Annotated in this window: 20 protein-coding genes; 11 read left to right on the top strand and 9 right to left on the bottom strand. The window is 73.0% G+C overall.

Annotated features, from left to right (window positions below):
• Nucleotides 1–124 precede the first annotated feature (124 nt).
• The 4 genes from A4R25_RS25850 to A4R25_RS25865 all read right to left on the bottom strand — a co-directional run bounded on the left by A4R25_RS25850 (nt 125) and on the right by A4R25_RS25865 (nt 2,040).
• On the bottom strand, nt 125–490 hold the full coding sequence (locus A4R25_RS25850) for a hypothetical protein (RefSeq protein WP_043327443.1): 366 nt from the start codon (nt 488–490) through the stop codon (nt 125–127).
• 29 nt (nt 491–519) lie between these two features.
• A complete protein-coding gene (locus A4R25_RS25855; RefSeq protein WP_026268772.1) occupies nt 520–768 on the bottom strand; it encodes a hypothetical protein in 249 nt (82 codons plus the stop codon).
• Nucleotides 769–845: 77 nt separating this feature from the next.
• Complete coding sequence (mscL, locus tag A4R25_RS25860) at nt 846–1,316, bottom strand: large conductance mechanosensitive channel protein MscL (protein ID WP_064448387.1); 471 nt, start codon at nt 1,314–1,316, stop codon at nt 846–848.
• A 40-nt stretch (nt 1,317–1,356) separates the two neighbouring features.
• Nucleotides 1,357–2,040, bottom strand: coding sequence for a FadR/GntR family transcriptional regulator (locus A4R25_RS25865; RefSeq protein ID WP_064448388.1), 684 nt, complete (start codon nt 2,038–2,040; stop codon nt 1,357–1,359).
• Between the two features lie 49 nt (nt 2,041–2,089).
• Between A4R25_RS25865 and A4R25_RS25870 the strand changes: the two genes are divergently transcribed.
• Entirely contained in the window at nt 2,090–3,358 is a 1,269-nt protein-coding gene (locus tag A4R25_RS25870; protein ID WP_064448389.1) for an MFS transporter, read from the top strand.
• A gap of 10 nt (nt 3,359–3,368) precedes the next feature.
• Here A4R25_RS25870 and A4R25_RS25875 read toward each other — a convergent pair whose 3' ends face one another.
• Nucleotides 3,369–3,725, bottom strand: a complete 357-nt coding sequence (locus A4R25_RS25875; RefSeq protein ID WP_064448390.1) for an STAS domain-containing protein — start codon at nt 3,723–3,725, stop codon at nt 3,369–3,371.
• Between the two features lie 159 nt (nt 3,726–3,884).
• Between A4R25_RS25875 and A4R25_RS25880 the strand changes: the two genes are divergently transcribed.
• From A4R25_RS25880 to A4R25_RS25905, 6 genes are read left to right on the top strand one after another with little or no spacing between them, the layout of a single operon-like run.
• The gene (locus A4R25_RS25880; protein WP_043327435.1) at nt 3,885–4,745 is read left to right on the top strand and encodes an STAS domain-containing protein; all 861 of its coding nucleotides are present in this window, start codon (nt 3,885–3,887) and stop codon (nt 4,743–4,745) included.
• Entirely contained in the window at nt 4,745–5,155 is a 411-nt protein-coding gene (locus tag A4R25_RS25885; protein ID WP_043327433.1) for an STAS domain-containing protein, read from the top strand. Before A4R25_RS25880 ends, A4R25_RS25885 begins: the two co-directional genes overlap by 1 nt.
• Nucleotides 5,152–5,571 carry an ATP-binding protein gene (locus A4R25_RS25890; protein WP_043327430.1) on the top strand — a complete coding sequence of 140 codons (420 nt, stop codon included), beginning with the start codon at nt 5,152–5,154 and terminating at the stop codon, nt 5,569–5,571. The genes A4R25_RS25885 and A4R25_RS25890 overlap by 4 nt, the downstream gene beginning before the upstream one ends.
• Entirely contained in the window at nt 5,568–6,581 is a 1,014-nt protein-coding gene (locus A4R25_RS25895) for a SpoIIE family protein phosphatase (protein ID WP_043330732.1), read from the top strand. Before A4R25_RS25890 ends, A4R25_RS25895 begins: the two co-directional genes overlap by 4 nt.
• Complete coding sequence (locus A4R25_RS25900) at nt 6,578–7,924, top strand: sensor histidine kinase (RefSeq protein WP_064448391.1); 1,347 nt, start codon at nt 6,578–6,580, stop codon at nt 7,922–7,924. The genes A4R25_RS25895 and A4R25_RS25900 overlap by 4 nt, the downstream gene beginning before the upstream one ends.
• Before the next feature lie 2 nt (nt 7,925–7,926).
• Entirely contained in the window at nt 7,927–9,465 is a 1,539-nt protein-coding gene (locus tag A4R25_RS25905; RefSeq protein WP_064448474.1) for a SpoIIE family protein phosphatase, read from the top strand.
• Between the two features lie 307 nt (nt 9,466–9,772).
• Here the strand turns inward: A4R25_RS25905 and A4R25_RS25910 are convergent, their stop codons facing one another.
• Nucleotides 9,773–10,561, bottom strand: coding sequence for an AraC family transcriptional regulator (locus A4R25_RS25910; protein WP_064448392.1), 789 nt, complete (start codon nt 10,559–10,561; stop codon nt 9,773–9,775).
• A gap of 31 nt (nt 10,562–10,592) precedes the next feature.
• Here A4R25_RS25910 and A4R25_RS25915 point away from each other — a divergent pair, with 31 nt between their 5' ends.
• Nucleotides 10,593–11,159: a TIGR03086 family metal-binding protein gene (locus tag A4R25_RS25915; RefSeq protein WP_064448393.1), complete on the top strand. Its 567-nt coding sequence runs from the start codon at nt 10,593–10,595 to the stop codon at nt 11,157–11,159.
• A gap of 85 nt (nt 11,160–11,244) precedes the next feature.
• Here the strand turns inward: A4R25_RS25915 and A4R25_RS31595 are convergent, their stop codons facing one another.
• Nucleotides 11,245–11,388: a hypothetical protein gene (locus A4R25_RS31595; RefSeq protein WP_166455678.1), complete on the bottom strand. Its 144-nt coding sequence runs from the start codon at nt 11,386–11,388 to the stop codon at nt 11,245–11,247.
• 22 nt (nt 11,389–11,410) lie between these two features.
• Between A4R25_RS31595 and A4R25_RS25920 the strand changes: the two genes are divergently transcribed.
• Nucleotides 11,411–12,355: a threonine/serine dehydratase gene (locus tag A4R25_RS25920; RefSeq protein WP_064448394.1), complete on the top strand. Its 945-nt coding sequence runs from the start codon at nt 11,411–11,413 to the stop codon at nt 12,353–12,355.
• A gap of 6 nt (nt 12,356–12,361) precedes the next feature.
• Here the strand turns inward: A4R25_RS25920 and A4R25_RS25925 are convergent, their stop codons facing one another.
• Nucleotides 12,362–14,455 (bottom strand): S9 family peptidase, encoded by a 2,094-nt coding sequence (locus A4R25_RS25925; RefSeq protein ID WP_064448395.1) that lies wholly within the window; start codon nt 14,453–14,455, stop codon nt 12,362–12,364.
• Between the two features lie 100 nt (nt 14,456–14,555).
• On the opposite strand from A4R25_RS25925, the gene A4R25_RS25930 reads away from it, so the two are divergent.
• Nucleotides 14,556–16,037, top strand: coding sequence for an FAD-binding oxidoreductase (locus A4R25_RS25930; RefSeq protein ID WP_064448396.1), 1,482 nt, complete (start codon nt 14,556–14,558; stop codon nt 16,035–16,037).
• A gap of 299 nt (nt 16,038–16,336) precedes the next feature.
• Here the strand turns inward: A4R25_RS25930 and A4R25_RS25935 are convergent, their stop codons facing one another.
• Entirely contained in the window at nt 16,337–18,400 is a 2,064-nt protein-coding gene (locus A4R25_RS25935) for a SpoIIE family protein phosphatase (protein ID WP_064448397.1), read from the bottom strand.
• Between the two features lie 168 nt (nt 18,401–18,568).
• Here A4R25_RS25935 and A4R25_RS25940 point away from each other — a divergent pair.
• Nucleotides 18,569–20,280 (top strand): HAMP domain-containing protein (locus tag A4R25_RS25940; protein WP_197494973.1); only part of this gene is annotated, 1,712 nt, incomplete at its 3' end.

The raw sequence follows: 20,280 nt of genomic DNA on the forward strand, positions 1-20,280 counted from the left end.
AGCGATTAAAGCGCAAAGTCATGGCATTGAGACTCTGCGCAAGGGGATTGACGGGCGGCTTTTCCGGGCAACTTGCATTGATCACCTATTACTGCGGGTGACAAATCCATCACCTCGGCGGGCGTCACTCCTCGGCGGGCAGCTCCGTGGCCGGGACGGTCAGGCGTACCGCGCCGTCGTGCACCGCGGCGATCCGGTCGGCCAGCACGTAGACCGCGCCGGTGCGGACCAGCTCGGTGGAGACCTTGAGGTAGCCGTCGCGCAGCAGTCGCGCGGCCAGGTCGGCCGGTACGTCCGGCTCCTCGACCGCAGCCGACTCGATCAGCTCGTCCAGGCTGCTGCCCGGGTCGACCGGCGCGGGCGCCTGCACGGTCACCGCGGCCGGGTCGCCGCGCTGGACGAGATCGACTGTGCCCACCTCGACGCCTGCGGAGTCGACCACCCGCATGCCGGTGGTGACCCGGGAGACAGTGTCCTGCTGCTGGCTCATACGGCAGCGGTTCCCGGGTCGCGCGGGCGCTAAACGGACGGGGCCCAGCCGCCCGGCGGGCGGGGGGACAGTTCGCGCCACGTGTCGGTGCCGTCCAGCAGCGCCCGGACCGTCTCCTCCGCCTCCTCGACGCTGGCGTGCTCGTAGAACCGGGAAACCCCCTCGGCGCCGCCGGCCCGCTGCTCGACGTGCCAGCGGTCGCCGTCCACCCGGAGGAAGACGTCACGCCGGGCGAGGCGTCCCCATTTCCCGTTCCACCAGTGCCTGCGCTGCTCCATGCCCGGACTCTATCGAACATGTGTTCGATACACGTCGGCCCCCGCGAGATTGTCGCGGGGGCCGATCGGCTATGGCGTCAGCGCGGCGCGGGCGGCTCCTGCCGGCGGCCGAGCACGTCGTCCAGGGCGCTGCGCTGCCCCGGCGTGCCGTGGTTGCCGGCGAGCAGCGCGTCACGGATCTCGGTGAGCAGCTTGACCTCCTCGCTCGGGGCCGACGGCGGCGGCTCCTCGCCGCGCTTGCGGCGCTCGGCGAGCTTGTTCATCGGGTAGACGACCAGGAAGTACAGCGCCGCCGCGGTGAGCGCGAACGTGATCACCGCGTTGACGAACGCCACCCAGTCGAACGGGATGCCCCGGAACTCGGGGGTCGAGCCGGTGAGCCCGTTCTTGCTGCCGGTGATCAGCGCAATGAACACGCGTACCAGCGGTTCCAGGAACGACTTGGTGAGCTGGGTCACCACGCCGGTGAAAGCCGCGCCGATGACGACACCGACCGCCAGGTCGACGACGTTGCCGCGCATGATGAAGTCTTTGAAGCCCTTGAGCATCCGTACTCCCGTGCCCTGATGAGTCTGCGTCGGGGACAACCTATGCCCCGGCGGGCCCTTCGAGAAAAGCACCGGCCTCGATCGCCGCCCGCTGCGGGTCGCCGGCCCGGATCGCCTCCACCAGCCGGCCGTGATCCACGTACCGCTCCGGGGTCAGCGCCTCGCCCATCGCCTGGGCCACGGTGCTGCGCAGCGCGGCGCCGACCGAGGCGTACAGCTCGGCCAGCATGGCGTTGTGCGCGGCCGCCACCACGGCGGTGTGCAGCGCGGCGTCCGCCTCGACGAACTCGTCCACCCGGCCGCCGCGCCACGCGGCCTCCCGGGCCGCGTGCGCGCCGTCGAGCGCCACCAGGTCCTCAGGGGTACGCCTCAACGCGGCGAGCCGGGCGGCCTCCACCTCGAACGCGCGCCGGACCTCGATCACCTCGGTCATCCGGTCGTCGGTGAGCCGGCGGGCCACCACCGGGGCCAGCTCGTCGGTCGACACCACGTACGTGCCGGAGCCCTGCCGGCACACGAGCACCCCGGCGTGCACGAGCGCCCGGACCGCCTCGCGGACCGTGTTCCGGCCCACACCGAGCTCGGCGACGAGTTGCGGCTCGGTCGGGATGCGCCCGCCCACCGGCCACTCTCCGCCGAGGATCCGCTCCCGGAGCTGCTCGATGGTCTGGCGGACCCGGTGACCGCGCGGCGGCACGACGACGGAATCCACGGCGGGTGTCACCGGTTACACCTCGTGCCGAAATTCATCCCATGATTGTAGGTTCGAGGTCATGACTCCGCCACCCGCGCCCGCCGCGACAGTGCCCGCCCCGGGCGCCGGATCCGCGGCCGTCCCCACCCCGGCGCCCCGTGCGGTCCGAGGCGGCCTGCTCGTACTGACCGGGATGCTGCTCGTCGCGCTGAACCTGCGCGCGGCGGTGACCAGCCTCGGCGCGCTGCTCGACGAGGTCCGGGTCGGTCTCGGCCTCTCCGGGGCGATGGCCGGCCTGGTCACCACGCTGCCCACCATCGCGTTCGCCGGCCTGGGCGCGCTCACCCCGTGGCTGGTGCGCCGCTGGGCCGCGCCCCGAGTGCTGGTGCTCGCCATGCTGGCGCTCACCGTCGGGCAGGTGCTGCGCGCGCTCACCGGCTCGGCGGCGGTCTTCGTGCTCACCAGCGCGCTCGCGCTCGCCGGCATCGCGGTGGCGAACATCCTGCTGCCGATGCTCGTCAAGCAGCACTTCTCGCACCGCACCGGACTCGTCACCGGGGCGTACACGATGGCCCTGACGGTGGGCACGACGGTGGCCGCCGCCGCGGCGGTGCCGGTGGCGCACGCCTTCGGCTCCTGGCGGGCCGGACTCGGCGTCTGGGCCGGGCTGGCCGCGCTGGCCGTACTCCCGTGGGTGCCGCTGGCGCTGCGGGCCCGCGCCGCGCGACGGGCCGCGCCCCCGGCGGTGGCCGTCGCCGCCCGGGCGCGGGTGCAACCCGCCCGGACCCGGCTCGGCTGGGCCATGGCGGTCTACTTCGGGGCGCAGTCGCTCAGCGGGTACGCGATCATGGGCTGGCTGGCCCAGCTCTTCCGGGACGCCGGGTACCGCCCGGAGGCGGCCGGGCTGCTGCTCGCCGGCGTGACCGCGCTGGGCGTGCCGGTGGCACTGATGATGCCGACGCTGGCCGGCCGGCTGGCCACGCTCCGGCCACTCGTGTTGTCACTCACCGTGTTCTCCGCTGCCGCGTACACCGGCCTGGCGCTGGCCCCGCGCGGCCTGGCGCCGCTGTGGGTGCTGCTGCTGGCACTCGGCCAGGGCGCGTTCCCGCTCATCCTGACCACGATCGGGCTGCGCGCCCGGACCGCCGAGGGCACCGTGGCGCTGTCCGCGTTCGCGCAGAGCACCGGGTACGTCATCGCGGCGCTCGGACCGCTGCTGGTGGGCATCCTCTACGAGGCGACCGGCGGCTGGACCGCCCCGATCGGCTTCCTGCTGGTGGCGCTGGCCGTGCAGACGGCTGCGGGCATGGTGATCGCCCGTCCCCGCTACATCGAGGACGAGCGCTGAGCGGAACCGGTCAGGAGGAGGGCGGGGTGGGATCGCCCGCGACGGCCTGCTCAACGGTCGGGTACGTGTGCAGCACCTCGACCAGCCCGCTGACCTCGAGGATGCGCAGCACGCCGCGCTGCGGAGCGGCCAGCCGGACGACGCCGCCGGCCTCGTCACAGTTGTTCTTCGCCCGGACGAACACGGACAGGCCCGTGGAGTCGCAGAACGACACCTCGGCCAGGTCGAAGACCAGGCGGTTGCGCCCCTTGTCCAGCAGATCCGTGATCTGGTCCTGCAGCTGCGGTGCCGTGGCCATGTCCAGCTCGCCCGCGACCGACACGACGACCACGTCGCCGCGCTGTTCCGTGTGCACCGTCAAGGACATTCGTCGACCTCCTGTGTTCGGGGGAAACGGTATCCCACGACGGGCGCGCCGCGCAGAACGGGAGCGGTCACGGGTGCGGTCGATCATTCTTTGCTCCGCGACAAGTACCGCGTCAGCCCCCGGTGATAGAGTCCGCCCGTCCAAATCAGGGAGGTCAGGATGGCGTTGAGCGCCGAACAGGGTGGTCGGCTCGCCCACCTGCTCAGTCAGCACGCGGACCGGCTGACCAACCGCTGGACGGAGATCGTCGCCAGTTCGCTGCGCGGTCGCCTGAGCCGGGCCGAGCTGGCCCGGCAGGTCCAGGAACTGCACCGCGCGCTGGTCGACGCCGGTCGCCAGGGCGTCTCCGACCTGGCCGACGAGCACGGCGGTGAGCTGCGGGCGGTGCTGTCCGAGCTGTCCACCAACCGGGCCCGGCAGGGGTTCTCCGCCACCGAGACCGCGATCAGCGTGTTCGCGTGCAAGGACGCCCTGCTGGAGCTGATGGAAGAGGAGAAGGGTGACGACACCCTGCGCGACTTCGTCGCCTTCTCCGCGCTCGTCGACCAGATGGGCCTGTTCACGTTCGAGACGTTCGTCCGGGCCCGGGAGAGCCTGATCGCCGACCAGGCGGAGCAGCTGCTGGAGCTGTCCACCCCGGTGGTCAAGCTCTGGGAGGGCGTGGTCGCCGTCCCGCTGGTCGGGACGCTGGACTCGGCCCGCGCCCAGGTGGTGATGGAGCGGCTGCTCCAGACCCTGGTCGACACCGGCTCGCCGTACGCGATCATCGACATCACCGGCGTGCCGGCGGTGGACACCCAGGTCGCGCAGCACATCCTCAAGACCGTGGTGGCCGCCCGGCTGATGGGCGCCGACTGCATCATCTCCGGCATCCGCCCGCAGATCGCCCAGACGATCGTCGCCCTCGGCATCGAGTTCGGCGACATCGCCACCAAGGCGAGCCTCGCCGACGCGCTGCGCCACGTGCTGCGCCTGACCGGGGTCGAGACCACCGCTCGCCGCCCGCGGCGGGAGTCCTGATGGAACGGGTGCCGATCCTCAAGATCGGCGACATCCTGCTGGTCTCCATCCAGGTCGACATGTCCGACCAGACGGCGATCCAGTTGCAGGAGGACCTGGCCGAGCGGATCGTCGCCACCGGCTGCCACGGCGTGATCATCGACATCACGGCGCTGGACATCGTCGACTCCTTCGTCGGCCGGATGCTCTCCACCATCGCGTCCATCTCGAAGGTGCTGGACGCCGAGACGGTGGTGGTCGGCATGCGCCCGGCCGTCGCCATCACGCTCGTCGAGCTGGGGCTGTCGCTCAACGGCATCCGTACCGCGCTGAACGTCGAGCGCGGCATGGAGCTGATCGCGGCCAGCCGGGCCGACGAGTGGGACGAGGGCGCCGACGACGAGGACACCGAGACGACGGCGACGGCATGACCACGGGCGTCGACCTCGGCGTGCCGGCGACGCAGGCGATCCGCAGCGACGAGGACGTGGTGCGGGTCCGGCAGTTGGTGCGTACCACGGCCGTCGCGGTCCGGCTCTCCCTGGTCGACCAGACGAAGCTGGTGACCGCCGCCAGCGAGCTGGCCCGCAACACGCTGATCTACGGCGGCGGGGGCAGCGCCGAGGTGAGCACAGTGGAGGACGGCCGCCGGCGTGGCGTACGGATCCTCTTCGCCGACGAAGGGCCGGGCATCCCCGACCTCGACCTGGCGCTGACCGACGGCTACACCACGGGGGGCGGGCTGGGCCTCGGGCTCAGCGGGGCCCGCCGGCTGGTGGACGACTTCGACATCCAGACGGCTGTCGGCGAGGGGACGAGGATCACCGTCACCAAGTGGTCGCGATGACCGCCGACGTGGTCCCCGACCACGGGGTGTGGTTCCGGGTCGACAACGGCGCGACCGCCGGCGGCGTACGCCGGGCCGCCGAGCGTCTCGGCCGGCAGCTCGAACTGAGCACCGATCGTGTCGCGGACCTGGCCATCGTCACCGCCGAGATCACCAGCAACCTGGTCAAGCACGCCCGCGAGGGCACGCTCCTGCTGCGCCCGGCGCGCCGGGCCGGACGGGCCGGGGTGGAACTGGTGGCCATCGACTCCGGCCCCGGCATGGCCGACCTCACGCTCTCGTCGGTCGACGGTCACTCCACCGCCGGCACGCTCGGCATCGGGCTCGGCGCGATCACCCGGCAGTCGAGCCGGTTCGACGGCTACTCGACGCCCGGCCGGGGCACGGTCCTGGTCGTCCAGGTCTGGGACGGAGCGCCGCCGGAGCCGGACTGGGCGGCCGGGCTGGCCCGGCCGATCACCGGCGAGCAGAGCAGCGGCGACGGGTACGCGGTGCGCGAGGTGGACGGCCGTCGCCAGGTGCTGGTCTCCGACGGCCTCGGCCACGGGCCACTGGCCGCCGCCGCGACCGGGGCCGCCGTGTCCGCGTTCCGCTCGGCGCCGGACGGGCCGCCGGACGTCGTGGTGCGGCACCTGCACGCCGCCATGTCGCACACCCGGGGCGCGGCGCTCGCGGTGGCCGAACCGGATCCCGCCGCCGGGCTGCTCCGCTTCGCCGGCCTGGGCAACATCGCCGCGATGATCGTCGCGCCGGGCGAGCGGCGGCGCGGGCTCGTCTCGCTGCCGGGCATCGCCGGGCACCAGCGTCCGGCGATCCGCGGGTACGACTACCCCTTCTCGCGTGACTCCACCCTGGTCATGCACAGTGACGGGGTGGTGGATCGCTGGGACCTGGACGACTACCCCGGGCTGGCCGGGCGCAACCCGTTGCTGGCCGCCGCGACGCTGCTGCGTGACGCCGCCATCCGTCGCGACGACGCCTGCGTCCTGGTCGCGCGGGGGGCGGCATGACCGAACCCCTTCTGCACCTGGCACTCCGGGTCGAGCAGGACATCTTCCTGGTCCGGCAGCGCGGCCGCGAGGTGGCCGCGGCGGTCGGGCTGGAACACCAGGACCAGGTGCGGATCGCCACCGCGCTCAGCGAGGTGGCCCGGGAGTTGTTGAGCGGCGCCGACGGCGCGGACGTCACGTTCGCTCTCGACCGGGACGCCGTGGGCCGCCGGATCCTCCAGGTCGACCTGTCGCCGTTGCGTCCACTGCCAGGCGGCCGGTACGAGCCGAAGTCCGGCGCCGTCGCGCGTCTGGTGGACACGTTGCAGGTCGTGGCCGTCGAGGGCGATACCGTCGTGAGGATGTCCAGACGGGTGCCCGACCACGCCGAGGAGCTGACGCCGGAACGCGCCGGCCGGCTCCGGGCCGAGCTGGCCGAGCGTGCTCCGGCCTCCGCGCTGGACGAGCTGGCCGCGCAGAACTCCCAGCTCATCGCGGCCCTCGACGAGGTACGCAGCCAGCGCGACGAGCTGGCGGTGCTCAACTCCGAACTGCAGGAGACCAACCGGGGCGTGATGGCGCTCTACAACCAGCTCACCGAGGAGCTGGAGGAGACCAACCGGGGCGTGGTGGCGCTCTACGCCGAGCTGGAGGAGAAGTCCACGCAGCTGCGGGCCGCGAGCGAGTCGAAGAGCCGGTTCCTCGCCAACGTCAGCCACGAGCTGCGCGCGCCGGTCACCGCGATCATCGGTCTGGCCCGGCTGCTGGCCGACTCCGCCTCCGACCCGCTCACCGGCGAGCAGGCCCGCCAGGTGGGGCTGATCCGGTCCTCCGCCGGTGACCTGCTGGGGCTGGTCAACGAGCTGCTCGACCTGGCGAAGGCGGAGTCGGGCCGGATCGAGCCGGACTGGTCCGAGGTCGACCTGCGCGCGGTGTTCGGGCAGCTGCGCGGCACGCTGCGGGCGCTCACCGTCCGCTCCGATGTGGAGCTTGTGGTCGAGGAGCCCCCGGCCCCGGCGACGCTCCGCTCGGACGAGGTGCTGCTCGCCCAGGTGCTGCGCAACCTGCTGCACAACGGCCTGAAGTTCACCGAGCGCGGCGAGGTACGCCTGCGCGCCGAGCGCCGGGGCGAGCAGTGGACGCTGTCGGTCACCGACACCGGCGTCGGCATCCCGCCCGAACTGCACGAGCGGGTCTTCGAGGAGTTCTACCAGGTGCCCGGCACGACGCGGGTCGGTGGCACCGGGCTCGGCCTGCCGTACGCGCGGCGGCTGGTCACGCTGCTCGGCGGGACGCTGGAGCTGACGAGCGAAACCGGCCGGGGCAGCACGTTCACAGTGGTCCTTCCCGCGGGCGGAGCGTGACGGTGGACAGCGGGCCGGTGACCGTGCTGGTGGTCGACGACAGCGGCCCCAAGCGGTACCTGCTGGTGAACTGGCTCACCCGGGCCGGTTTCGTCACCGTGGAGGCGGAGAACGGCACGGAGGCGCTGGACCGGGTGGCCCGTGAGCACGTCGACCTCGTGGTGCTCGACGTGCGGCTGCCCGACATGAGCGGCTTCGAGGTGTGCGAGCGGATCAAGGAGACGCACCCGTACATTCCGGTCATCCACGTCTCCGCCCACGCGGTGGACGTGGTCGACCGGGCGCAGGGTCTCACCCGGGGCGCGGACGCCTACCTGGCCGAGCCGATCGAGCCGGAGGAACTGGTCGCCACCGCGCACGCGGTGCTGCGCTACTACCAGGCCCGGCTGCGTGCCGAGCAGCTCGCCGAGCGGCTCGCCGCGCTCGCCGACGCCACGGTGGAGATGCACGCGACGCCGAACTTCGTCCGGCTGCTGGAGGCGGCAGCGAGCGGCGCGGCGCGGATCTTCAAGGCCCCCGCGGCGGTGGTCGCCGAGACGTTCGACGGGGACTGCCTGGCCGGGGTGGCGGTCGACCCGCACACGCCGGCCACGATCGTGCCGTGGGTGGTGGACGACACCGGCGTGCCGATCGGCACCCGGGTACGGGTCGACGACCCGGGCAACTGGGCGCTGACGGGCTGGCCGGACGGGGACACGGTGACGGTGGCCGCCTCCCGGCTGCGGGAGGACCGCGCCCCGCTGTACGTGGTGGTGCCGACCGCCACCCAGACCGTCCGTACGCCGGTGCTGGTGCAGCTCGCCCAGGCCGTCGCCTCGGCGGTGGAGGCGCAGCGCTCCTTCGACGAGGAGCACCGGATCGCCGTGACGTTGCAGCGCAGCCTGCTGCCGCAGCGGCTGCCCGACGTCGTGGGCCTGGACCTGGCCGTGCGTTACGAGCCGGCGAGTGCGCAGACCGAGGTGGGCGGCGACTTCTACGAGCTGGTGATGCTCGACGGGCACCTGCTGGTGGCGATCGGTGACGTGGCCGGGCACTCGCTGCACGCGGCCACCGTGATGGCCGAGCTGCGCCACGCGGTACGGGCGTACGCGGTCGAGGGCCATCAGCCCGGGGTGATCCTGGACCGGGTCAACGAGCTGATGCGCAACCTGCTGCCGAATGAGCTGGCCACCATCTGCGTGCTGCTGCTCCAGCCGTCGACCGGGCTGGTCCGGATGGCCAGCGCCGGGCACCTGCCGGCGTTGCTGAGCCGGGACGGCCGGGTCGAGTTCGTGGCGCAGTCCGCGCCGCTGCTCGGGGTACGCGCGCCGCGCCCGCCCGACCTGGAGTTCGTGCTTCCCGCCGGGGCGACGCTCGTGCTCTACACCGACGGGCTGATCGAGCGGCGGGACGCCACCATCGACGACGGCATGGCGGCGCTCGGCGTGGCCGCCGCCCGGGTGGACGACGACCTGGACCAGTTCTGCCAGCGGCTGCTGGTCGAGTTGGCGCCGCCGGAGATCCAGGACGACGTTGCGGTGGTGGCGGTCCGCCGCCGCTGACGCGCGTTCCCGGTCACGTACCGTAGCCAAGCTGCCTGTAACACTGCGTCACGGCCGCCGCCGGGCGAGTGAGTGGGCTTGCTGCCGACTTTGCTCTGCAGCCATCGGTGCAGCAGGCGCCTGAGCAGGCGCTTCCTGTTGACCATGGTCGGCGGCGTCGCACCGCCACCGTCACCGTCGGTGTGCGTTGCGTCAGTGGCTGCAGAGCAAAGTCGGCGCGAGGCGAGGCCCGCCGCTCGGGCCGACTGTCACCTTGCGTAACCGCGCGGAGTGAGGGTTGGCCCGCGCTCGGCAGGCCTGACCCGCGTCACGGCCGCAGGGCCGCCAGCGAGCGGGCGTACGCCGCGGGCGAGACCCCGGCGACGGCGGTGAACTCGCGGACCAGGTGGGCCTGGTCGGCGTACCCCAGGTCGGCGGCGACCCGCGACCAGTCCAGCGGCCCGGCGGCGGCCTGTTCGATCGCCTCCTGGAGCCGGTAGCGGCGGATCACCCACTTCGGACCGACGCCCACGTGGTCGAGGAAGAGGCGCTGGAGCCGGCGGACGGAGACGCCGCGCCGCCGGGCGAAGTCGGTCACCCGAAGCACGGTCCGGTCGGCGCGGATCTCCTCGACCAGCGCGGTGGCCTCCGCGGCGAGCGGATCCGCGACCGGCGGCCACGAGGTCAGCAGCTCGTCCAGCCTCGCGCAGCGCTCGTCGTCGGTCCCCGGGCAGATCGGCCCGCCGGGGATCGGCACGCGCCGGCCGGTCAGTTCGGCGACCGGGCGCCGCCAGAACGGCCGGAAGCCGCCCGGGCGGAACTGGACGCCGGAGACCCGGCCGACGCCGTGCAGCGTGACGGCGAACAGGCCGGTGTCGACGCCGGCGATCTCGCCCTGTTCGGGCGCGCCCTCCTGCGCCTGGAACACCACGTTCACGGTGGGGTGCGGCACCACCCGCTGCTCGAACGGCTCGGTCAGATCCCAGTCGATCAACCAGTAGTGCTCCACCCACCGGCGCAACGCCGGGGCGGCCATCCGGCGCCGGAACCGGACCTGCTGCCGCAGCCGGCCCGGATCGAGGATGCCCCGGTTGTCACGCCGCGGTTCGTGTCGCATTTCTTCAAGACCGCCCTCATACGCTGCCCCTATGAGCACGAAGACTAGTGAGCTGCTCGCCGTCGCGGCGCCGCGTACGGTCGCTGTGGTTCGCGGCATCTCCGACGACCAGCTCGGCCTGCCCACCCCGTGCCCCGACTACACGGTGCGCGACCTGCTCGGGCACCTGTTCGACGTGGTGGTCAACTTCCAGGCGCTGGCCCGCCGGGAAGAGGTCGACTGGTCCGGCAAGACCGATCACCTGACCCAGGGCTGGCGTGACCGGTTCGCGACCGAGACGGCCCGGCTCACCGAGGCCTGGTCCGACCCGGCCGCGCTGGAGGGCGTGTCACCCGGCATGGGACTACCACAGGAGACCGTCGGGTCGATGGCGCTGATCGACCTCACGGTGCACGGGTGGGACCTGGCTCGGGCCACCGGCCAGGAGCTGACAGTGGATCCGGCCGTGGTGTCGGCCGGGCACGAGTTCATGGACCGGATGGGCGACATGGGGCAGAAGATGGGCGCGTTCGGCCCGCCGGTGCCCACCGAGGCGGCGCCGGCCAGCATGGACGCGCTGCTCGGCCGGGCCGGACGGAACCCGGCCTGGACCCGCTGACGTTGCTTGCTCGCCGGCACGGGGCGGCGAGCGGCACGGACGGCGGCGCCCGCCGGGCCGGGACGGCCGGCGTCCGGCCCGGCGGTCAGCGACCGAGCAGCCCGGCGGAGCCGGCGACGACCAGCCCGATCACCGTCGAACAGCAGCAGACGACGAGCGCGGCGGCCACCACCACGAGGATCAGCCAGGTCGGTCCGCGTCGCGCCGCCGAGGGCTCCTCCGCACTCATGCCGGCAGTCTAGGTTGGTGCGATGGAGCTGATCTCGATCGCCGACATCCGCGCCGCCGCCGAGGACGTGGCCGGCACCGTGCTGCGGACCCCGTTGGTGCCGGTGCTCTGGGACGATCAGCTGTGGCTCAAGCCGGAGAACCTGCAACCGGTGGGGTCGTTCAAGCTGCGCGGCGCCACCCACGCGGTGGCCCGGCTCGATCCCGCGACCCGCGCCCGGGGGGTGGTCACCCACTCGTCGGGAAACCACGGGCAAGCCCTGGCGTACGCGGCCCGCGCCCTCGGCGCGCCCTGCACGGTGGTGGTCCCCGAGGGGGCGCCGGAGGTCAAGGTGGCCCGGATGCGGGCTCTCGGCGCGGACGTACGGCTGGTGCCGCCGGCCCGGCGGCTCGCCGAGGCGGAGCGGATCGTGGCCGGGACCGGCGCGACGCTGGTGCCGCCGTTCGACCATCCAGCTGTCATCGCCGGTCAGGGCACCGTCGGGCTGGAGATCGTCGCCGACCTGCCGGACGTGGACGTGGTGCTGGTGCCGGTGGGCGGCGGCGGGCTCGGCTCGGGCGTGGCCACGGCGGTCAAGGCGCTGCGCCCGTCCGCCGTCGTGATCGGCGTGGAGCCGGCGCTGGCCGCCGACGCCCAGGAGTCACTCGCCGCCGGTGAGGTGGTCGTCTGGGACGTCGAACGCACCTACCGGACGTGCGCCGACGGGCTGCGGACCAGCCTGTCCGCGTTGACGCTGGCCCACCTGCGGGACCGGCTCGACGGCATCGTCACGGTCACCGAGGACGAGATCATGGCGGCCACCGGCCGGCTGATCCGGGACGCGCGACTGGTGGCCGAGCCGAGCGGCGCGGTCGCCCTGGCCGCCCGGCTCTTCCACAGTGGCGAGCTGCCCACCGGCCGTACCGTCGCGGTGGTGACCGGCGGCAACGCCGACCCGCAGGTGCTCACCGCGGCACTGGCCGCCTGAACCCCGTCACGCGCGGCCGACGCGGTCCAGGATCCAGGCGTTGACGAACGCCTCCTCACGCCACGAGTCGTACCGGCCGCTCGGCCCGCCGTGGCCCGCGCCCATCTCGGTCTTGAGCAGGTAGTCGCCGGCCGGCGCGAGCGCGCGCAGCCGGGCGATCCACTTGGCCGGCTCGTGATAGAGCACGCGGGTGTCGTTGAGGCTGGTCACCGCCAGGATGGCCGGGTAGTCGGCGGCGGTCACATTCTCGTACGGCGTGTACGACTTCATGTACGCGTACACCTCGGGGTCGTCCAGCGGGTTGCCCCACTCCTCCCACTCGGTGACCGTCAACGGCAGCGACGGGTCGAGGATCGAGGTGAGCGCGTCCACGAACGGCACCTGCGCGACGATCCCGGTGAACGCGTCCGGGGCGAGGTTCGCCACCGCGCCCATCAGCAGGCCACCGGCCGAGGCGCCCCGGGCGACCAGCCGGTCGCTCGCCGTCCAGCCCGCCTTCACCAGGTGCCGGGCGCAGGCCACGAAATCGGTGAACGTGTTCTTCTTGGCCAGCAGCTTGCCCTCGTCGTACCAGCGCCGGCCCAGCTCGCCACCGCCCCGGATGTGCGCCACCGCGAAGATCACGCCGCGGTCGAGCAGGCTCAGCCGGGCGATCGAGAACCACGGGTCCATGCTCGCCTCGTACGACCCGTAGCCGTAGATGACGGCGGGCGCCGAGCCGTCGCGCGGGGTGTCCCGGCGGCAGACCAGCGAGATCGGTACCCGGGTGCCGTCGTCGGCGAGCGCCCAGTCCCGGTGCTGCTCGTAGTCGGCCGGGTCGTACGGCCGACCGTCCGGCCCGGGGCGTACCGGCTTCTGCCGCCGCAGCGTCAGCTCCCGGGTCACCAGGTCGTAGTCGTAGACCGAGTCCGGGGTGACGAGCGAGGTGTAGCGCAGCCGTACCTCGTTCGTGCGGTACTCCGGGTTCGCGTCCAGCCCGACGCTGTAGATCGGCTCGGGGAAGTCGATGTCCCAGCTGTCGTCGCTGCCGACCGGCAGCACCCGCAGACCGGTCAGCCCGTTGGCGCGCAGCGACACCACGAGGTGGTTCTCGAACGCGTCGACCGCCTCCAGCCGGGTGCCCGGCGTGTGCGGGATCAGCGGCGTCCACTCGCCCGGCGCGTCCGCCGAGGTGTACGCGAGCGCGAAGTCCTCCGCGCCGTCGTTGTGCAGGATCAGGAAGCGGTGGCCGTGGTGCTCCACCGCGTACTCGATGCCCTGACGCCGCGGGGCCACGACGGCGGGCTCGCCGGTCGGGTTGGCGGCCGGGATGACCCGCACCTCGCTGGTGATCTTGCTGTGGATGTCGATCACCACGAAGCGCTCGGAGCGGGTCAGCTCGACGCCGACCCAGAACCGCTCGTCGTCCTCCTGGTAGACCACCACGTCCTCGGTGGACGACGTGCCGACCGTGTGCCGCCAGACCCGGTTCGGCCGCCACGCATCGTCCACCGTCACGTAGAACAGCGTCGAGGCGTCGCTCGACCACGCCGTGCCGTAGAACGTGTCCGGCACCTCGTCCGGCAGCGACTCGCCGGTGGTCAGGTCCTTGATCCGCAGCGTGAAGCGCTCGTCGCCGGAGAAGTCGGTGGAGTAGGCCAGCCAGCGGCCGTCCGGGCTGACGTCGAACGCGCCGAGCGAGAAGAAGTCGTGCCCCTCGGCGAGCTGGTTGCCGTCGAGCAGCACCTCCTCGCCGTCGAGCGGCGCGCCGTCGGCGCTGACCGGGGGCGCGGTCTCGCCGGGGCGGACCGCGCGGCGGCAGTGCACGCCGTACTGCTGCCCCTCGACGGTGCGGGTGTAGTACCAGTGACCGTCCTTGCGGGTCGGCACCGACAGGTCGGTCTCCTGGGTGCGCCGGCGCGTCTCCTCGAACAGCTCCGCGCGCAACTCGGCCAGGTGGGCGGTGCGCGCCTCGGTGTACGCGTTCTCGGCGTCCAGGTAGGCGATCGTGTCCGGGTCGTCCTTGGCGGCGAGCCAGGCGTACTCGTCGAGGACTGTGTCACCGTGATGGACGCGCTCGGTCGGGACGCGCTTGGCGACGGGCAGTGGGGTTTCGGTCACGGCGCCACGTTACCGGGCGCCGGACCGCCGCCGGGGCCGCCCGCCGCGCGAATCCGGCGACTCGCCGCCAGGGCTTTCGAACATGTGTACGATAAGCGCCATGGCGGATGCAGCTCGTTCCACCAACCGACCCGGAGCCCTCGACATCACCCGGAAGCTGGCGGAGATCTGTGGTTCGCCGTTCGCCCGCTTCGCCGGCCCGGCCGACGAGGTGGCCGGGCGTACCGCCCGCTGGGTGGCCGTGCCGGGCGGCCCGCACGCCGCCGCCGAGGTGTTGCGGCTGGCCGCGGCGTACGACCTGACAGTGGTGCCCCGTGGCGCCGGCACGAAGATCGACTGGGGCGCCGCTCCGGCGCAGGTGGACATCATGCTCGACACCGGCCGCCTCGCCGGCGTCTGGCACGAGCCGCATGCTGCGGCGGTGGCCGAGATCGGCGCCGGTACGCCGCTGCGCGCCGTCCAGGCCACGCTGGCGCGTACCAACCGGCGGCTGCCTGTCGACGCGCCCTCGCCGGGCGCGACGCTCGGCGGGGTGCTCGCCGCCGACGAGTCCGGTCCGCTGCGGCACCGGCACGGCAGCCCGTGCGCCCAGCTCATCGGCGTGCGCTATCTCGACGCCGACGGCGAGTTGGTGAGCGTCGGCGAGTCCGGCACGGAGGCGTTCGGCCGGGCCGCCCCGGGTGTTGGCGGTGGCCGTCCGGGCGGACGCGCTCCGGCGGCCGATGCCGGTGCCGACGGAGGTCCGGGTCGCGGTGGTGGCGATGCGATCCTCGGTCGGGGTGGGATGCCCGGGCTGGACGTGGCACGGCTGCTCTGCGGCTCGCAGGGCGGGCTCGGCGTGCTGGTCTCGGCCACCATGCGGGTGCAGGCCGTGCCCGCGAGCCGGGTCTGGGTGTCCCGTCCGGTCTGGACCCCGCTGGAGGTGCACGACCTGGTCCGTGCCGTACTGGCGTCCGGCGTCGGCCCGGCCGCCGTCGAGCTGGACCTGCCCGTGCCGGTGCCGTTGCCCCGTCGCCGGATTCCGGCCACGCACCCGTCGGTGATCAACCGCCCCGATCACCCGGCCGTGACCGGCCGACCCGCGGCGGGCAACCTGGTGGTGCTCCTGGAGGGCGGCCCGGCCGACGTGACCGAGCGGGCCGAACGGCTCACCGCCGTGCTCGGCGCCCCGGCGATGGTCAGCCACCACGCGCCGGAGTGGTGGGGGCGCTATCCCTTCGCGCCCGGAGACACCGCGCTGCGCATCGAGGTGCCGATCAACGACCTGCACGCCGCCGTCTACGCGCTGCGCGACGCCGCCGGCACCCCCGTGCCGGTACGCGGCTCGGCCGGCAGCGGCGCGGTGCACGCCGCCCTGCCCGGCGCGCTGCCGCCGGAGCGGGTCGCCTCGATCCTCACCGCCGTCCGCAGCGTGCTGATCGCCCGGCGAGGCCGGTGTGTGGTGGTGGCCGCGCCGCCGGCGGTGCGCCGTGCCGTGGACCTCTGGGGCGAGCTGCCCGCGTTGCCGCGCCTGCGCAGCGCCAAGGCCCACCTGGACCCGCACCACCGGCTGGCCCCCGGCCGCCTCCCCGGTGGTCTCTGAATCCGGCCCGCCTCGGCCTGCTCACCCGGCACCCCGACCTGCCTCCACACTGGATGCCCGTCCCAGCGGGCGCGGCACCGGCAGGCACCAGTTCGGGGTGGTGGTTGTGTCCACGTGCGCCGGATGCCGCCACTTCGGCGAGCTGGCGCCGCCTACCCGCCACCGACAACCCGCACTCCCCACCACTGTCGTGATCAAGGAGTTTGTGTCACGTTTCGCGCCTCCCCAGGCCACAAACTCCTTGATCACCGCCGGGTCGGAACCGGGGTCGGAACCGGGGGCGGGGCGCGGGGAGAGGGCTACGGGGTGTCGTTTCGGAGGACCAGGACGGCTATGTCGTCGCGCGGTGGCTCCACCGAGAAGGCGATCGTCGCCGCGCGCAGCCGTGCCGCGACCACGTCGGCCGAGTACCCGGCCAGCGGCGCCGCCGACTCGCGCAGCCGTTCGGTGCCGAACAGCTCGCGTCCGCGCCGCCGCTCGGTGACCCCGTCGGTGTAGAAGATCAGCGCGTCGCCGGGCTTGAGCGCCAGCTCGGCGGTCGGCGTGGTGATCGTGTCGAGCAGGCCCAGCGCCGTACCGCCGGTGCCGACGAAGGTGGCGCCGCCTCCACCGTGCAGCAGCACCGGGCGGTCGTGGCCGGCCAGGTGCAGCGAGACGTCGAGCTGGTCGCCGTCGCCGGGTGAGACGGCCGCCAGCGCCAGCGTGCAGTAGCGTCCGCCGCCGCGCTCGACGAGCGTCTCGTTGAGCCGGCTGAGCACCTCGGGCAGCGGTTTGCCGTCGCCGACGAGGACCCGGATCACGTCCCGGACCAGGCCGGTCACGGCGGCCGCCTGCACGCCCTTGCCGGATACGTCGCCGACCACCACGAGCCAGCGGCCGTCCGGCAGCGGGACCACGTCGTAGAAGTCGCCGCCGACTTCCGCGTCGTCGCCGGTCGGGACGTACTCGGCGGCGAAGCCGATGCCCTCGACCACCGGGAGCACCGGCGGCAGCAGCGACTGCTGGAGCGTCTGGGCGACCCGGCGACGTTCGGCGTGGATGCGCGCGTTCTCGATGGCGAGGGCGGCGCGGCGGGCCACGTCCTCCAGCACCGAGACCTCGTCCGGGTCGTGCCGGTGCCGCTGGTGCCGGCCCACGGCGAGGGTGCCGAGCCGCTGGCCACGGGCGATCAGCGGTACGGCGAAGCCCTCCATCGGCCCACCGAGCGGCACCTGGGCGGCGTTGCGGGACGCCTCGCGCAGCCGGGACTGGATCGAGTCCGGGCCGGTCTCCTGGAGGATCCGGTGCAGCTGCGGCAGCATGGCCTCGTCGGCGTGGCTGGACGCGGCGAGACGCAGCCGCCCCCACTCGTCGGTGGTGTGCACGGCGCACCACTGGCCGAGCCGGGGCACCACGAGCTGCGGGATGAGCGCCATGGTCAGTTCGACGTCCAGCGACTGGGCGAGCAGTTCGCTGGCCTCGGCGAGGAACGTCAGCCAGGTGGACCGGCGTACGTCGGCGCGGCGCAGCCGGTCGTTCTCCAGGTGCAGCGACAGCCGCTCGGCGGCCAGCACCGCCAGCGGCCGCGCGTACGTGGAGGGCGCGGCGTCCAGTTCCAGCTCACCGGTGTACGGGCGGTGCACGGCGAGCGGTACGCGCAGCAGTTCGTTGCTCTCACGCGGGTGCCGGCCGTACCGGGCGAACACCTGGGTGCCGAGCCCGTCGCCCCGGTCCAGCCGGACCGTGCCACCGGCGGCGCCGACCATCTCGCCGACCCGGCTCAGCAGGGCGGTCGCGAACTCGGGCAGTGGCTCGTCGGCGTACGGGTCGGGGGTGATCTGCATCAACTCGCTCATCGCGGCGGCGCTGGGCGTACCGTCGCCGGTCCGTTCCGGCTCGGTCACCGGCGGTGGGCCGGCCGACGGGCGGGCGGGCCCGCAGGGGCCGGGCCGGTCGAGGCGGAACCAGACGCCCTTGCCGGTGGGCAGGTACGTGGTGCCCCACCGGCTGGAGAAGTGGTCGACGAGCAGCAGTCCGCGTCCCCGCGCGGCCACTTCGGTGATGTCGGAGGTGGTGTTGCGCACGCCGACGATCAGTTCGTCGACGGGTCCGGAGGCGAAGTCGGTGACGGTGACGGTGAGGCCGTTCGGGTCGGCTTCGACCTCGATGTCCAGTTCGGTGCGCGCGTGTTCGACGGCGTTCGTGGTCAGCTCGGTGGTGAGCAGCAGCGCCTCGTTCAGCAGTTCGGGCAGCCGCGCTTCGAGCAGCATGGTGCGTACCACCGCGCGGGCCGCCGCCGGGGTGCGGCGGTCTGCGGGGAGGCGGACGCGGCGGACGTGCTCGTCCGCACCGCCGCTCCGAGTGGCCCCCGCCTCCGCTGACACCTCCGTATCCTCCACCGGTCCGGCCCCGGGTGCCAAGGGTCCGGCGAACCGGCCAGTCGGGCGGATACGGCGCGTGACGCGCGGTTGCACGCCGTGACCTCGACGGATCGCGCGGCAGAATGATGGGATGGCCGCGTGACGGCACGAGCCCGAGCGGAGCGAGGAACCATGACCACGGCAAAACAGTCGGTGACCGCGGACCCGTCCGCGCCCGACCACGAGGTGCTCCTCGGCGAGCTGGTCGACGCGTTGCGCCGGGTGGCGCACGGTGACCTGCGGGTACGCCTGCCGCGCCGGGCCGGACTGCCCGGTGAGGTCGCTGACGCCTTCAACGACGTGGTGTCGTTGCAGGAGCGGCAGCACCTGGACCTGCGCCGGATCAGCCGGATCGTCGGCCGCGACGGCCGGCTCACCGAGCGCCTGGACGACGAGGGCCTGGACGGCTCCTGGGCGGAGGGGCAGCGGGCGGTCAACTCGCTCATCGACGACCTGGGCCGGCCCACCACGGAGATCGCCCGGGTGATCGTGGCGGTCGCCGACGGTGACCTCTCCCAGCACATGGCGCTGGAGATAGACGGTCGTCCGCTCCGGGGTGAGTATCTGCGCATCGGCCGCACGGTGAACACGATGGTGGACCAGCTGTCGTCGTTCGCCGACGAGGTGACGCGGGTGGCCCGTGAGGTGGGGACCGAGGGCAAGCTGGGCGGCCAGGCCGACGTGCGTGGCGTGGCCGGCACCTGGAAGGACCTCACCGACTCGGTGAACACCATGGCGTCGAACCTCACCGGCCAGGTGCGGTCGATCTCGCAGGTGGCCACCGCCGTCGCGAAGGGCGACCTGTCGCAGAAGATCACGGTCGGGGCGCGCGGCGAGGTGGCCGAGCTGGCCGACACGATGAACTCGCTCACCGACACGCTGCGGCTGTTCGCCGAGCAGGTGACCCGGGTGGCCCGCGAGGTGGGCACCGAGGGCAAGCTGGGCGGCCAGGCCGAGGTGCCGGGCGTGGCCGGCACCTGGAAGGACCTGACCGACAACGTCAACTCGATGGCGTCGAACCTGACCGCGCAGGTCCGCAACATCGCCCAGGTGTCGACGGCTGTCGCCAAGGGTGACCTGTCGCAGAAGATCACGGTGGCCGCGCAGGGCGAGATCCTGGAGCTGAAGGACACCGTCAACACGATGGTGGACCAGCTGTCGTCGTTCGCCGACGAGGTCACGCGGGTGGCGCGCGAGGTCGGCATCGAGGGCAAGCTGGGCGGCCAGGCGCAGGTGCGCGGCGTCTCCGGCACCTGGCGGGACCTCACCGAGAACGTGAACCAGCTCGCCGGCAACCTGACCAGCCAGGTCCGCAACATCTCCCAGGTCTCCACGGCGGTGGCCAAGGGCGACCTGGGCCAGAAGATCACCGTGGACGCGCAGGGCGAGATCCTGGAGCTGAAGAACACCGTCAACACGATGGTGGACCAGCTGTCGTCGTTCGCGGACGAGGTGACGCGCGTGGCGCGTGAGGTGGGCACCGAGGGCAAGCTGGGTGGTCAGGCCCAGGTCAAGGGCGTCTCCGGTACGTGGCGGGATCTGACCGACAACGTGAACTCGATGGCGTCGAACCTGACCAGCCAGGTGCGGAACATCGCCTCGGTCACCACAGCGGTGGCGAAGGGTGACCTGTCGCAGAAGATCACCGTGGACGCCCGGGGCGAGATCCTGGAGCTGAAGTCGACTGTCAACACGATGGTGGACCAGCTGTCGTCGTTCGCCGACGAGGTCACCCGGGTGGCCCGTGAGGTGGGCACCGAGGGCAAGCTCGGCGGCCAGGCGCAGGTACGCGGCGTCGCCGGCACCTGGCGGGACCTGACGGACAACGTCAACTCGATGGCGTC

The sequence above is a fragment of the Micromonospora sp. NBRC 110037 genome (genome assembly GCF_001652995.1).
Classification (GTDB): Bacteria; Actinomycetota; Actinomycetes; order Mycobacteriales; family Micromonosporaceae; genus Micromonospora; species Micromonospora chalcea.